This is a genomic window from Micromonospora sp. NPDC005197 (assembly GCF_040608295.1).
In the GTDB taxonomy this organism is placed as follows: domain Bacteria; phylum Actinomycetota; class Actinomycetes; order Mycobacteriales; family Micromonosporaceae; genus Micromonospora.
In genome coordinates, this window is record NZ_JBEXHY010000141.1 from 1 (window position 1) to 12,413 (window position 12,413).

A 12,413-nucleotide genomic window follows, 5' to 3' on the forward strand; every position below is an offset into this window, starting at 1 on the left:
TATTTTTTTCCTTTACCAGATAACGGAAACTGTCCAAGATCTGCAGGGATTCGGGCGGGAGGAGGGGTGTGGCTAGCGGGGGGAGGCCCAGGTGGTGAAGCGGTCGGTCAGGTTTGTGGGTGGTTTATCCGGATTGAGGGCAGTGAGGTGGGCGGCGGCCTCCGCCTGAAGCGCCGCCAGGTGGGCCAGCAGGGCCGGGCGATCAAGCCGGTAGGTCGCGAGGAGGCGGAGCTTGGCGGCCGAGCAGGGCCAGGCGATTCCGCAGGTGCCGCAGCGCCACGTCGGGCGGGCCGGCTGATGGTCGTGAGCACGCCGGGGCATCAGCCGACCCGCACCGGACCGCGCATTGCCGGGCGCCGAGCAGCACGACGCGGCGGTGCCGTGGGCCGGGACGGTGTGGTGGTCGGGCGCGGCGGTGCGGTGACGGGTACCGCAATGGGCTTGGGCGGCGCGGCGGTCCGGGGTGGGGTGGCGGTCCGGGATGGCGCGGGCGTCGGGGATGGGGTGGCGGTCCGGGGTGGAGTGCCGGTCCGGGGTGGGGTGGCGGTCCGCGGTGGGGTGGCGGTCGGGGGTGGCGCGGTCGTTCGGGGTGGGGAGGGGAGCCAGCGCGCGCCGGAGGGCATCAGGTAAAGCTCGCGGCGGGCGACGGCGTCGCCGCTCGGGCCGAGCTGGTAGGCGTCGATCCACAACCAACCGTGGTACGTGTGGCGGTCGGTCAGGGCGCGGATCACGCGAACGGTGATGGGGCGGGCAAACTGCGGGCTTGCGGCACGGGTCAGGTACAGCAGGTCGCCGGAGCGTACCTGCGGTGGTTGGTCGATGGGCATGGTGATCTCCGCTGGCAGTCGTTGGGAGGGGCCGCCCGGTGAGTGCTCGCCCAGAGGGCGGCCCCGGTACGAACGCGTCCGCCGGGTCTCGGGTCCTCCACCGGCCGCGCCGCTGGTGACACTCTGCTGTGGAGTCCACTACGCTCGGAAGGTGGTTCGCCGGTTCGGGCTGAGCTGGCGAAACGTTCCACGCCGGGCAGTGGCGTGAGTAATTGATCTTCCGGCTTGGGGAGCTTTGAATGGCTGATCTGCCGCACCCGCTCGCCGCGTTCATCGTGGGCGAGGTTCGTCGCGCCCGAGGGGCCGCTGGGATGACCCAGGAGGCGTTCGGCCGGGGTGCCGGCTTCAGCGCCTCCCACGTCAGCGCGGTGGAGGGCGAGACGCGAGCGCTCACGATGGACTTCATCAAGGGCGCCGACCGGGCACTCAACAACGGCGGCCTGTTCGAACGCATGGTCGCGAAGCTCGGGGCGCCGTCCTGGTTCCTGCCCTGGTTGGACGCCGAACGCGTCGCGACTCAGCTCCGGTCCTGGCAGCCATCCCTGGTACCCGGCCTGCTTCAGACCGAGCAGTACGCCCGAGCGGTCATTCGCTGCGACGGCACACTCAGCGATGAGGAGGTCGACAAGCGGCTTGCTGCTCGGCTCGACCGGCAATCGATCCTCACTCAGCCGAAGGCGCCGCAATTTGTCGCGGTCATCGGGGAGGAGGTGCTGCGGCGTGCGGGCGAGGACTTTCGAGGAATCATGGCAGGGCAGATCACGCACCTGACGGCCATGGCGGAACGCCCAAACGTCAGTGTCCACATCGTGCCGGTCGACGTGAGCATGCACGCCGGGCTGACCGGCCCGTTCATCCTGGCTCGGGCGGCGGACGGCAAATGGGTCGGCCAGCTCGAGAATCAGCTTGGCGGGCTGGTCATCAGCAACGACGATGACGTGGCTACGCTTCTGTCGAAGTGGGAGACCGTGCGGAACGAGGCTCTACCTCGGCGGCAGTCAACCGACCTGATGAAGGAAGTGGTGACGTCATGGACCTGATTGGCGCTACGTGGCGCAAGTCCACTCGCAGCGGCTCCAGCGGGGGCGACTGCGTCGAGGTTGCGGACAATCTGCCGGGCATCGTCGGTGTGCGGGATTCCAAGGATCCCGACGGGCCGGCCCTGGTCTTCGGGCCGGCGTCCTGGCGGGCGTTCGTCGCCGAGGTCGCCCAGCGGTCGTAATCCACCCCTCGAAACGCGCGGAAGCGCCCGCCCCCGAGAACCGGGGACGGGCGCTTCGCTGTGCAGGGGACCGGTCAGGCGACCACCGACCGTAGTGGCACTCCGGCGGCGCGCAGCGCGCGTACCAGATCGTTCGTGAAGGGGTGTTCGTCAGCCTGGAGGCCCTGCGGGTTGGGGATCAGGACGTACGCCGAGGTGCCCTTCGCGGACGTCCGGGCGTCGGTGGTGAAGCGTTCGACGATGGCCCGCGTGCGAGCCAGGTCCGTCGCCGCGACCTCGATGGTGGTCGGCCGCCATCCGCCGCCCAGGTCCGCCGCGACCGGCGCGGCGGCGGCGCTGGCGCGCGCCGCGTCGGTGCCCGGCGTGCGTCGGGCGTCGGGTGCGCCCGGCGGGTAGAGCAGCGCGTTGGCCACCAGGTGCAGACCATTCTCGTTGTACGCGCGAAAGAGCGGGTTGAACGCGAACAGCACCGACCTGCCGGCGCCGGTCGGCTCGTCGACGACGGCGGCCGTGCCCTTCAGTGTGTCCGCGCCGACGGTGTAGCCGTTGGCCCAGAACGTGTCGTCGGTCGGGTAGGTGAGCACGTTCGTCCCGGTGGTGCTGGGGTTGAGGATCGGGTCGCTGTTGTTGAACTCGAAGTCCTCGGCGGGGCGGCCGAGGGCGACCGGGTTGTCGGTGTCGACGTCGACCCGCAGGTGCGAGCCGATCACCAGGTAGTCGGCCGGTTTGGTCTTCTCCGTGGTGGAGGTGAGCCCGGCGGCGCGGGCCAGCCGGGTGCCCTCGTTGCGCAGCCCGATGTAGGTGTGGCCCTGGGCGATCCAGTCGCGCAGGTTGGCCTGCCCGGCGGCGGTCAGTCCGCCGGTCGGGCTGCTGCCGTCGGGGACCAGCAGCACCGTACGCCCGGTGAACGCCGCGGTGTTGTCGTTGATGTCGGCAGTGGTGACCGGCTTGAGGGCGAGGCCCCACCGCTTGCCGAGCACGTACCGGGCCTCGCCGTGCGAGCCGGACGTGGTGGAGATGCCGGTGCCCTGGAACAGCCCGACGTCGGGCAGGTCGAGACGGGTCCCGGTGGGGCGTCCGCCGGGGGTGAGGGTGACCCCGGCGGCCTCGGCCAGGTCGTCGACCGTACGGCTCAGCCGGGTCGCCGGGATCGCGACGCGGTTGGTGTCGAGGTCCCGCACGAGCGGCACGCCGCGGCCGAGCAGGGTGAAGGTGAACTCCGCGGCGGCGGCCGAGTCCAGCGGGTACGTGTAGGAGCCCCACGGCCAGGCCAGCCCGCTGCGGCCGCCGGAGATCCCCCGGACCGGCTGGGCCTGCGGGCGGACGTTGTCTCCCGTGTAGATCGTGGACACGCCCATCAGCAGCGGATTGCTCCAGGAGGACACGTCGTAGAAGTACGGGAACGGGACGTACGGGTCCTCGCCCATGATCGCCTGGATCCAGTGTTTCTGCGGCTGGTCCATCGGGATCCAGTACGCGCCCTTGGGCACCGTGACGTTGGTGGCGCTGCGACCGCCGAAGACCCGCGCGGTGGGCACGCGGGTGGGCTTCTGCACCTCGTACACCTCGACGTCCATGCGGCGCAGCCGCTCGACGAGGCGGCGGACGTCGGCGAGCTGCCGGTCGGGCAGCAGGAAGTACGAGCGGACCGTGACGGCCGGCACCGGGAACTGGACCTCGTTGGTGGGCTGCACCACCTCGTTCGGCTCCAGGGCGCCCGTCCGGCCCTCGGCGAGCGCGTCGGTCCAGATGTCGAAGTAGCCGTCCAGCACCTCGCGCTTGTTGGCGGCGGCCCAGCCGAGCGTCGACCACTGGGTGTGGAACTGCTGCTGCACCCGGTCGGCGACGGCCGAGGCGCTGCCCTTCTCGTACGTCATGCCGGCCGCGCCGAAGCCGGTGGTCGGCACGGTGTCGCCGTAGCCCATGAAGAACATGTCGTACGTGTCGTAGTTGAAGTAGCACTCGGTGGTGACCGTGTCATCGCAGGCGCCGTTGTAGCCGAAGCCGGCCTTGTTGGCCTCGCCGATCCGGTTGATCCAGTCCACCGCCTCGCCGGCGATCTCGTGGTGGATCGGGTCGGCGTTGGGCGGGAAGAAGTACTGCCGGCCGCCCATCTCGTGGGCGTCGATGAAGACCTGCGGCGGGTAGCGGCGCAGCAGTTCGAGCTTGCCGTCCGTCTCCTGCTGGGTGCGGGCGAACCAGTCCCGGTTCAGGTCGAAGCCGAACTCGTTCTGCCGCCGGGTCGCGTCGCGGCCGTCCGGGTTCTGCGTCGGGACGATGATGGTGACCAGGTTGTCGTTGCGCCGCGCGACCTCGCAGGACAGGCCGGCCGCCAACTCGTACAGCGTCTTGAGCGCCGCGTCGGTGCCGCTCTTCTCGCCGCCGTGCACGTTCGCGGTGACCCAGACGATGGCCGGGCCGTCCTTCGCCGTCCGGGCGGCCGTCCGCGCGCTCGTCCGGCGGGGGTCACGCAGGTCCCGTACGTCGTCGGCGATCTTCCGCAGGGCGGACGGCCGCACGTGGCGCTCGTTGGACACCACCGCGTACGGCAGGGGCTGGCCGAGCACGCTGGTGGCCGTCACACCCGTGACGACCCGGTCGGAGGCGCTGTCCACGGCCCCGAGGTAGGTGCGGACCTCGTCGTTGGTGACGACCCGCTCCTGTCCCGTCCCGAGGGGGAAGCCGAGCACGGCCTCCGGGGCGGGCACGCTGGCCAGCCGTGCGCTCGGGTCGGTGCTACATCTCGACGGTGGGGCGCCGCTCGCGGCCGGAGTGCCGCCGAGCAGGGGAGTCAGACCGAGCAGGAGCGCGACGGCGGCGGCACCCGCCAGTCGCTTCGGGGGGACCATCCGGATCGGACGCGACGATGGGGCCATGTCTCGGGTTCCCTTCTTGGGGGAAAGCCTCGCAGTGGCCGGAGCCTATGAACCGGCCGACACGGCGGTCAAGGGCTGATCGACATCGGTGAGTGCGCGGGATGCCGGGGCCGGGTCCGGCTGGCAGGATGGCGGGTGGCCTGTCGTCGTCTGGAAAGGGGAGACCGTGCCGGAGACGATCACGCTCTCGGTCCATCCGGATGTTCCGTCCGCCGATGCGCGGCGCTCTCTGGCGTCCTGGCTGCGCGCCGAGGACCGGCTGCGGGACGGGGTGACCACGACACCGTCCGACGTCCTGGGTGTGGTGGTCGACGACGCCGGCGCCGTCATGGTGCTGGTCCAGGCGATCGCTGGCTGGCTCACTCACCGCCGGGAGGACGTGACGGTCCAGCTCGACCACCCGGGGTGGTCAGCCGAGGTGGACGTGCGCCGTGCGCGGGACATGGCTCAGGTGACCGCTCTCATCGAGGCCGCGGTGCGGTCGGTGACGCCCCAGGAGCAGCGCCCGTGATCACGTGATGCTCAGCAGTTGTCGGTGACCCGATTCAACTGGTGGCCATCACGTGATCACGGGCGTCGGGTACGCCTACCGGGTGGTCAGGCCGAGGCCGATCGTCTTGGTCAGCGTGGCGTTGTCGTCGTCGCCGTCGAGTGACCAGACCATCGCGCCGGCCAGGCCGGCCCGCCGGATGTAGAGCATCTTCTGCAGTACGACGCCCGGGTCGTCGTACGTCCAGAAGGTCGTACCGTCGAAGAGCCAGGCGTGCCCGGCGCGCAGGTCGCGGTGCACGGTGTAGCCGTTGCCGGCCAGGGTCTTGAGCTGCTTGTAGTCCTCGTACCCGGCCTCGAAGGTCGCCGGTGCGGGCCCGGCGGCCGGCTGGAACAGCCCGTTGCCGCCGCCGGTGACGCCGGCCCAGCCGCGACCGTAGTAGGGGATGCCCAGGACCAGCTTGCCGCGCGGCGCCCCACGGTCGAGCCAGCCGTCGATGGCCACCTCGACGGAGAAGTCCGGGTTGTCCGGCGAGCCTGCCGGCACGCGCAGCGCGGACTGCTGGTTGGTCACCGCGTCCCAGCCGCCGTGGAAGTCGTACCCCTGCACGGTGGCGAAGTCCAGGTACTTGAAGATCTTGCGGCCCTCGTAGCCGGCGTCCATCGTGGCCGGGTTGGCCGGCAGGAAGGCGGTCAGCGGGTGGTGCGCGCGGGTCGTGCGGCCGTACGCGTCGAGCTGCCGGCGGAACTCGGCCAGCAGCTTGGTGAAGTTCTCCCGGTCCTGGGGGCGGATGACGTTGCCGGGCTCGCCGTCCCAGTTCGGCCACTCCCAGTCGAGGTCGACGCCGTCGAAGACGCCCGCCGCGGCACCCGGGCTGCCCGGGAGGTTGCCCTTGAGGTACAGGTCGATGCAGGACGCGACAAACGCCTTGCGGGAGGCGTCGGTGCGGGCGGCGTTGGAGAAGTACGTCGACCAGCTCCACCCGCCCAGCGAGATCAGCACCTGGAGACCGGGGTGCTTGGCCTTCAGCTTGGCGAGCTGGCCGAAGTTGCCGTTGAGCGCCTGGCCGGGGGCGTCGGCGACGCCGTCGACGCTCTCCTGCGCGGACACCGGCCGTTGGTAGTCGGCCCAGGCGTCGCCCTCGCCCGGCCCGCCGTCCACATAGCAGCGGCCGTCCTCGCTGACGTTGCCGAAGGCGTAGTTGAGGTGGGTGAGGCGGCTCGCCGCACCGGAGGCGTCGAGCTTCTTGACCGTGAAGGCCCGGCCGTAGATGCCCCACTGGGTGAAGTAGCCGACCCGGTGGTAGCCGGGCTGGCGGTCGGGCCTGGCGCCGGCGCTCGCCGCGGCGGGCGGGGCGGCGGTGAGCAGCAGGGTCGCCAGGGCGACGACGGCGGTGAGGCGGCGGTGACGCAATTGTCGCATCGGCACTCCCACGAGGGATCAAGCAGAATTAGTAAAGACACTTATCTGATTGATGAAGTTAAGCCGATCACGCTCTGCGGTCAAGAGCCGTCCGTCCGCCGCCGTCCCCGCGGCGGACGGTCAGCCGACCTGGCTGTTGTCCTTGAGCGACCCCCAGCCGTGCCAGCGGTCGATCTCGATCAGGGCGCTGACCCGACCACGATCACGCCGGGGATAGGGATTGCCCGTGTAGTGCCGGGACAGCCGGTCGATGTCCGTGAAATCCTCGTCGGCGCGCAACTCGGCGACGTGCCCGATGATGCTGACGTGGGTGTACCAGCCGGCCTCGTCCAGCACCGTGAGGGAGACCCGAGGATCGTTGCGGACGTGCTCCAACCGGCGGCGGCTCTCGTCCATGTTGACCAGGATCCGGCCGTCCTCCCAGAGGTACCAGGTCGCGGCGGACACCGGCTGACCATCACTGCGAAGCGTGGTGATGACGGCCGGGTTCGGCTTCTGCAGCATCTCGACCGCGGCCTCGGGAAGCGGTGGCTTGGACATGAATGCTCCTTTTCGCATGAGCGGTTACCCCTGCACGGTACGCACCCGCCCGGCCCCCGCACGGCAGGACGCGGATCGCGGCGTGCGGGAGGCCGAGGGGCTCAGTCGAGCCAACGGCCGTCGCGCATGAGGAGGCGTCCCCGCAGCTCGTTGGCCTCCCGCCAGGCCAGGATGCGCCGCGGCCGGATCACGAAGTACTGGTAGGGCTCGGCGATTCCGCTCGGGTCGAAGCCGGTCCTGGTGGCGAACGCCGTACGCCTGTCGTGGCCGAGGTCGGCGGTGTCCACCGGCTCGGCGGCACCCTCGACGATGACGACGTCGCGCGTCGTGCCCAGGCTGAGTCGCACCCGGCCATCCCCCACCAGGTTGCGGCCGGTGACCGAGGCGCGCGGCGTCGAGATGAGAAACACGCTGCCGTCCCAGAGGTAGGAGAGCGGGACGAGGTGCACGCCGTCCGGGGAGCCCGACGTGGCGACCCAGAGGTCGACGTCGTTCTCCAGTCTCCTGCGCGTGTCTCTCAGCCGCTCCTCACGCCCCCGCGGTGGCGTGCTCGCCATATCTTCCCCCGTCCACCTCGTGACCTCTGATCGGTTCGGTCGCCCCCGCCGCGACCAACGGCACGTCCGGCGCGTGACGCAGTCGGGCGAGGTCGTCCAGGCGCTGCTCCTCGGCGCGTGCGCGTCCCCAGGCGGCGAGACACATGGCTCAGCGCAGTTCCTGGATGCGGACCATGTTGCCGGCCGGATCGCGGAAGGCGCAGTCGCGGATGCCGTACGGCTGCTCGGTCGGCTCCTGGACGACCTCGGCGTCGCGGGCCTGCACCTTCTCGAAGGTGCCGTCCAGGTCCCGGGTGGCCAGCAGGATCCACCCGTAGGTGCCCTTGGCCATCATCTCGGCGATGGTGCGCCGCTCGTCCTCGGTGATGCCGGGGTCCGCGGCCGGCGGGGCCAGCAGGATGGACGTGCCGGGCTGGTCGACAGGGCCGACGGTGATCCACCGCATGGTCCCCTGACCGACGTCGCTGCGGACCTCGAAGCCGAGGACGTCGCGGTAGAAGGCCACGGAGGCGTCCGGGTCGACGTGCGGAAGAACTGTCGTGTGAATGGTGATGTCCATGCTGGCCATGCTAGGTAGGGCCCTCGGCCGGTACTTCTCGATTCCTGATCGATGCGGCGGGTGGCGGGCGCGGGCGCACCCGCGTGTGGGGTGTCCCGGCCGGCCGGAGAGGATGGGGCCATGACCGATCCCGTACTGCCCGGACGCGTTGTCGTCACCGGCGCCACCGGCAAGCTCGGCCGTGCCGTGGTCGCCCACCTGCGCGGCGTGGGCGTCGACGTGCTGGCGGTGGACCGCGTGGGCGGGCGCGATCCCCGCGACGTCGACGGCGAGTTCCTCCTCGTCGACCTGACCGACTACGGGCAGGTGGTGGAGGCGTTCACCGGAGGCGCCGACGAGCACCCCGGCGGCGTCGAGGCGGTCGTGCACCTGGCCGCGGTCCCGGCGCCCGGGCTGATGCCCAACGCGACGACGTTCGCGAACAACTCCGCCGCGACGTACAACGTCTTCGCCGCCGCCCGGGCGGCCGGCATCAAGCGGGTGGTGTGGGCGTCCAGCGAGACCGTGCTCGGGCTGCCGTTCGACACCCCGCCGCCGTACGCGCCGGTCGACGAGGAGTACGCGCCGCGACCGGAGTCGACGTACTCGCTGAACAAGGCCCTTGAGGAGGAGATGGCGCGGCACTTCTGCCGGTGGGACCCGGAGCTGGTCATGGTGGGTCTGCGGTTCTCCAACGTGATGGACGTCGAGGACTACCTGCCGTTCCCCTCCTTCGACGCCGATCCGCGGTCGCGGCGCTGGAACCTGTGGGGCTACATCGACGCCCGCGACGGCGCCCAGGCGGTCGAGCGGGCGCTCGCGTACGACCGGCCCGGCGCGGACGTGTTCATCATCGCCAACGCCGACACCGTCATGAGCAGGTCGAGCGCCAGCCTGATGGCCGAGGTCTACCCGGGTGTCGAGATCCGCAAGGAGCTCGGCGAGCACGAAACCCTGCTCAGCATCGACAAGGCGCGGCGGGTGCTGGGCTACGAGCCCCGGCATTCGTGGCGCGACCACGTCGACCAGTTGTAGGCCGCCTCGGAGCGAAACCAGGTTGTGCCGTACGCCCAAAATGTATGCGTGACCCTCGATATTGATCACGTGTACGTGCCGGTCAAGTTCGACCTCGGCGGCACGGTGCAGGACGTGGAACCGGCGCTCCCGCTGCTGGCCGCACTGGGCGCCACCTCGGTCGACGTCGTCCAGCACGAGGAGACCCGGGCCTACAACATCTCCTACCTGGCCACCCACCCGCCGGTGTTGCAGATCTCCCTCGGCACGTCGGCGGTGCGCATCGGCCGTACGACGTGGGCGACCAGCACCAAGATCGTGATCTACCCGGCGCTCGGCGTGATCTCGGTGGATCTGCGGTTCGCCGCGCCGGAGCCGGCGGTCAGCACCGAGGACATCTGCCGGTTCTACGACGACCTCGTGCGCGAGAACACCCTCGACTACTTCCGGCACCTGCGCGACCTGGACACCTTCCCGCCGAACCTGGCCGGGCACCTCAGCATGATCGAGGCCGAGCCCCGGGAGCACGGTGGGCTGACGGTGTCCGCCCACGTCCAGGCGGTCCGCGCCATCCTGCGCGAGTCGGCCGGCTTCGAGCCCCGGGAACGCCGCTACCCGTTCCAGAACATGCGCCAGTTCTTCGTCCTGCGCGGTCCCGAGCGGGCCGAGAACGAACCGCTCGTGGAGTCGCTGCTGCGGCTCTCCGCCCTGCCGGTGACCCCGGGCACGGCTGCCGACGACGGGCCGCTGCGCCTGCCCGGCCTGCTGGTCCGCACCACCGGCTGGTCCACCGTGGCGGTTCTGCACAACGGGGTGGAGGGCGCGTCGGCGGCGGCCCGCATGGTCCAGGACATGTACGGCCAGATCCACGCCCAGTGGTTCTTCTGCCAACTGTGGGTGGGGGTGGACCCGAACGACCGCGACGAACTCGTCGGGCCGGGTCACTCGCTCGGCGCGCGCATCACCCAACTGGCGCGGGTGCAGTTGCAACTGAGCCGAGGGCTGGCCGAGGTCGGCAATGTCGACCTCATGTACCGCGATCCCATGCGCATCGCGGTGGCCACGTTCCTCATCGACGGGCTGCGGGTTCCCCGGCATCTCCAGGCCGCCCGGCAGCGCCTCGAACTGCTGCGCAGCAATCTGAGCCAGCTCTTCGGGTTGCAGACGGCGCTGTTCCAACAGCGCCTCCAGTGGCTGTTCTCGGTCACCGCGGTCGCCGGCGTCGCGGCGCTGCTACCGGAGATGCTCCAGATCGACAGCATGCCTTGGCGGATCGTGACCATCGCCCTGTTCGGCGCGTTGGCGCTGTTCTGCTGGCTGCTGATCCGGCTGCTCGGCCGTGCGGGCCTTCGCACGGACCGGCGGGCCCGGCCGACCCCGACGAGGCGGCGGACCGCCCGAACGAGGCGGTGGCGGCGCTGGGGGCGCGGCGTCGACCGCCCTCCGGGCGACCTGGCATAACCATCGGGCGTACCGACAGACCGGGATAAAGTCCCCTCAGCGGGTACGAGGCGGGACCGGGTCGGCGAGGGGGTGCGGCCATGGCCGTGGTGTCCTCTGGCCGCTCGCGCTCGCCGTTGAGCTCGTCGGGGCGGCCTCCCACTGGCCGGTGCCGCGTATCGGCCGTGCGCCGCTCGCCAACCTGGTCGCGGTCTCCGAGCGTCCTTCTCCCGCCGGTCGCCGTGACCGCCGTGGCGGCACTGATCCTCGCTGGGATCGCCGTGGCCGACGGGCGGGTCCACCAGCGCGGCGCGGAGACCAACCCGACGCTGTGAGCCGGGCCGGAAGAACGTTGTGCGGCTGCTGGCGCTTCGCGTATGTTGGCGGGCACGCCGTCGAGCCGAGAGGAGGTCAGAACAATGTCCGATGTTCTGCGCCCCCTCCGCGTACCGGCGTCCACGCGGATCTGACCCGGGGCGCTCGCTTTCCGGAGGTTCGCCATGACCAGTCTGGTCATCCGCCCGCTCGTCGCGGGCGAGGAAAACCTGTTCGACTCCATGACCGATCCGCTGCCCCAACTGCGGCAGGTCGCGTACGCCGACGGCATCACCGGCGGCGGCTACCGGCCCGAGAACACCTGGATCGCCCTGCGCGACGGCCGGGTGGTCGGGCGGGCGGCCTGGCTGCTCCCGCCCGGGGCGGTGGGCGCTCCCTGGCTGGAGCGGTTCGACCTGGCCGCCGAGCCGGAGGTCGGCGCCGCGCTGCTGCACGCCGCCCACGAGGCGCTGGGCGGTCCCGGTCGGTACTACGCGGCCCTGCCCGCGCACTGGCGGCGTCGACCCGAGGTGCTGGCCGTGGTCACCGCGCCGATGGAGGCGGCCCGACTCGCCGGCCTGGTCGAGGTGGGTGAGCGGCTGCGGTGCTCGTGGACGGGAACTCCACTGCCGACGACCTCCGGCCGGTACACGTTCCGGCCGCCCGTCGACGCTGCCGAGATCAACGCCCTGGTCGCCCGGGTCGCCGTGCCGGACGTGCTGACCGGCGCGGAGATCGCGCGTGCCGTCGGCGGCGTCGACCTGGCCACCGATCCGCTGGCCTGGCTGGGGGAGTCGACCGAGGAGTGGCGCGTCGGGGTGCAGGCCGGGCAGCCGGTGGGTCTGGTCGGCACGGCCGGCGACGCCTGCTACCCACTGCTGGCGTACCTCGGCCTGCTCGACGACGCGGCGCGCGGTGAGCTGCTGGCCGAGGCGGTCCGGGTGCTCGCCGCCGGAGGCGCCCGGGAGGTGATCGCCGACGTGGACGCCCACCGCGTCGCGGTGCTCGCGGAGTTGGAGCGCACCGGGTTCCGGCAGCTCCGCGCGCGCGTGCTGTTCGCGCCGCCGGCCGCGAAGGCGTAGCCACTCGGGGGTGGGGGGGGGGGCCGGCCCGGGGCGCCCCCCCCCCGCGCCCGCGGGGGGGGCTCCTCGCGTGACAAGTGCAACACAAAC

The 12,413-nt window shown here is 71.2% G+C and carries 11 protein-coding genes and 1 pseudogene; 6 read left to right on the forward strand and 6 right to left on the reverse strand.

What is annotated here, in order from left to right; all coding sequences use genetic code 11:
- Positions 1–623 precede the first annotated feature (623 nt).
- Positions 624–827: pseudogene (locus ABZU46_RS27720) on the reverse strand (hypothetical protein); the annotation flags it as partial.
- Between the two features lie 239 nt (positions 828–1,066).
- On the opposite strand from ABZU46_RS27720, the gene ABZU46_RS27725 reads away from it, so the two are divergent.
- Both ABZU46_RS27725 and ABZU46_RS27730 read left to right on the forward strand, forming a co-directional pair.
- Entirely contained in the window at positions 1,067–1,867 is an 801-nt protein-coding gene (locus ABZU46_RS27725; protein WP_354862320.1) for a helix-turn-helix transcriptional regulator, read from the forward strand.
- Positions 1,858–2,049 (forward strand): DUF397 domain-containing protein, encoded by a 192-nt coding sequence (locus tag ABZU46_RS27730; RefSeq protein ID WP_354862322.1) that lies wholly within the window; start codon positions 1,858–1,860, stop codon positions 2,047–2,049. The genes ABZU46_RS27725 and ABZU46_RS27730 overlap by 10 nt, the downstream gene beginning before the upstream one ends.
- A gap of 74 nt (positions 2,050–2,123) precedes the next feature.
- On the opposite strand, the gene ABZU46_RS27735 is transcribed toward ABZU46_RS27730, so the two are convergent.
- Complete coding sequence (locus tag ABZU46_RS27735; RefSeq protein ID WP_354862324.1) at positions 2,124–4,898, reverse strand: M14 family zinc carboxypeptidase; 2,775 nt, start codon at positions 4,896–4,898, stop codon at positions 2,124–2,126.
- A 193-nt stretch (positions 4,899–5,091) separates the two neighbouring features.
- On the opposite strand from ABZU46_RS27735, the gene ABZU46_RS27740 reads away from it, so the two are divergent.
- The gene (locus ABZU46_RS27740) at positions 5,092–5,436 is read left to right on the forward strand and encodes a hypothetical protein (protein WP_354862326.1); all 345 of its coding nucleotides are present in this window, start codon (positions 5,092–5,094) and stop codon (positions 5,434–5,436) included.
- A 75-nt stretch (positions 5,437–5,511) separates the two neighbouring features.
- Here ABZU46_RS27740 and ABZU46_RS27745 read toward each other — a convergent pair whose 3' ends face one another.
- From ABZU46_RS27745 to ABZU46_RS27760, 4 genes are all read right to left on the reverse strand, one after another.
- Positions 5,512–6,837: a glycoside hydrolase family 18 protein gene (locus ABZU46_RS27745; RefSeq protein WP_354862328.1), complete on the reverse strand. Its 1,326-nt coding sequence runs from the start codon at positions 6,835–6,837 to the stop codon at positions 5,512–5,514.
- A gap of 120 nt (positions 6,838–6,957) precedes the next feature.
- The gene (locus ABZU46_RS27750) at positions 6,958–7,377 is read right to left on the reverse strand and encodes a PPOX class F420-dependent oxidoreductase (RefSeq protein WP_354862330.1); all 420 of its coding nucleotides are present in this window, start codon (positions 7,375–7,377) and stop codon (positions 6,958–6,960) included.
- 101 nt (positions 7,378–7,478) lie between these two features.
- Positions 7,479–7,934: a pyridoxamine 5'-phosphate oxidase family protein gene (locus tag ABZU46_RS27755; RefSeq protein ID WP_354862331.1), complete on the reverse strand. Its 456-nt coding sequence runs from the start codon at positions 7,932–7,934 to the stop codon at positions 7,479–7,481.
- Positions 7,935–8,082: 148 nt separating this feature from the next.
- Positions 8,083–8,493: a VOC family protein gene (locus tag ABZU46_RS27760; RefSeq protein ID WP_354862333.1), complete on the reverse strand. Its 411-nt coding sequence runs from the start codon at positions 8,491–8,493 to the stop codon at positions 8,083–8,085.
- A 120-nt stretch (positions 8,494–8,613) separates the two neighbouring features.
- Here ABZU46_RS27760 and ABZU46_RS27765 point away from each other — a divergent pair, with 120 nt between their 5' ends.
- From ABZU46_RS27765 to ABZU46_RS27775, 3 genes are all read left to right on the forward strand, one after another.
- A complete protein-coding gene (locus ABZU46_RS27765) occupies positions 8,614–9,507 on the forward strand; it encodes an NAD(P)-dependent oxidoreductase (RefSeq protein WP_354862334.1) in 894 nt (297 codons plus the stop codon).
- 48 nt (positions 9,508–9,555) lie between these two features.
- Positions 9,556–10,947: a hypothetical protein gene (locus ABZU46_RS27770; RefSeq protein ID WP_354862336.1), complete on the forward strand. Its 1,392-nt coding sequence runs from the start codon at positions 9,556–9,558 to the stop codon at positions 10,945–10,947.
- A gap of 479 nt (positions 10,948–11,426) precedes the next feature.
- A complete protein-coding gene (locus ABZU46_RS27775; protein ID WP_354862338.1) occupies positions 11,427–12,323 on the forward strand; it encodes an acetyltransferase in 897 nt (298 codons plus the stop codon).
- The last annotated feature ends 90 nt before the right edge of the window (positions 12,324–12,413 follow it).

Bases quoted from the DNA above. Each gene is read 5' to 3' on its own strand.
- ABZU46_RS27725 (WP_354862320.1), top strand. From the start codon at position 1,067: ATGGCTGATCTGCCGCACCCGCTCGCCGCGTTCATCGTGGGCGAGGTT.
- ABZU46_RS27730 (WP_354862322.1), top strand. From the start codon at position 1,858: ATGGACCTGATTGGCGCTACGTGGCGCAAGTCCACTCGCAGCGGCTCC.
- ABZU46_RS27735 (WP_354862324.1), bottom strand. From the start codon at position 4,898: ATGGTCCCCCCGAAGCGACTGGCGGGTGCCGCCGCCGTCGCGCTCCTG.
- ABZU46_RS27745 (WP_354862328.1), bottom strand. From the start codon at position 6,837: ATGCGACAATTGCGTCACCGCCGCCTCACCGCCGTCGTCGCCCTGGCG.
- ABZU46_RS27750 (WP_354862330.1), bottom strand. From the start codon at position 7,377: ATGTCCAAGCCACCGCTTCCCGAGGCCGCGGTCGAGATGCTGCAGAAG.
- ABZU46_RS27755 (WP_354862331.1), bottom strand. From the start codon at position 7,934: ATGGCGAGCACGCCACCGCGGGGGCGTGAGGAGCGGCTGAGAGACACG.
- ABZU46_RS27760 (WP_354862333.1), bottom strand. From the start codon at position 8,493: ATGGACATCACCATTCACACGACAGTTCTTCCGCACGTCGACCCGGAC.
- ABZU46_RS27765 (WP_354862334.1), top strand. From the start codon at position 8,614: ATGACCGATCCCGTACTGCCCGGACGCGTTGTCGTCACCGGCGCCACC.
- ABZU46_RS27775 (WP_354862338.1), top strand. From the start codon at position 11,427: ATGACCAGTCTGGTCATCCGCCCGCTCGTCGCGGGCGAGGAAAACCTG.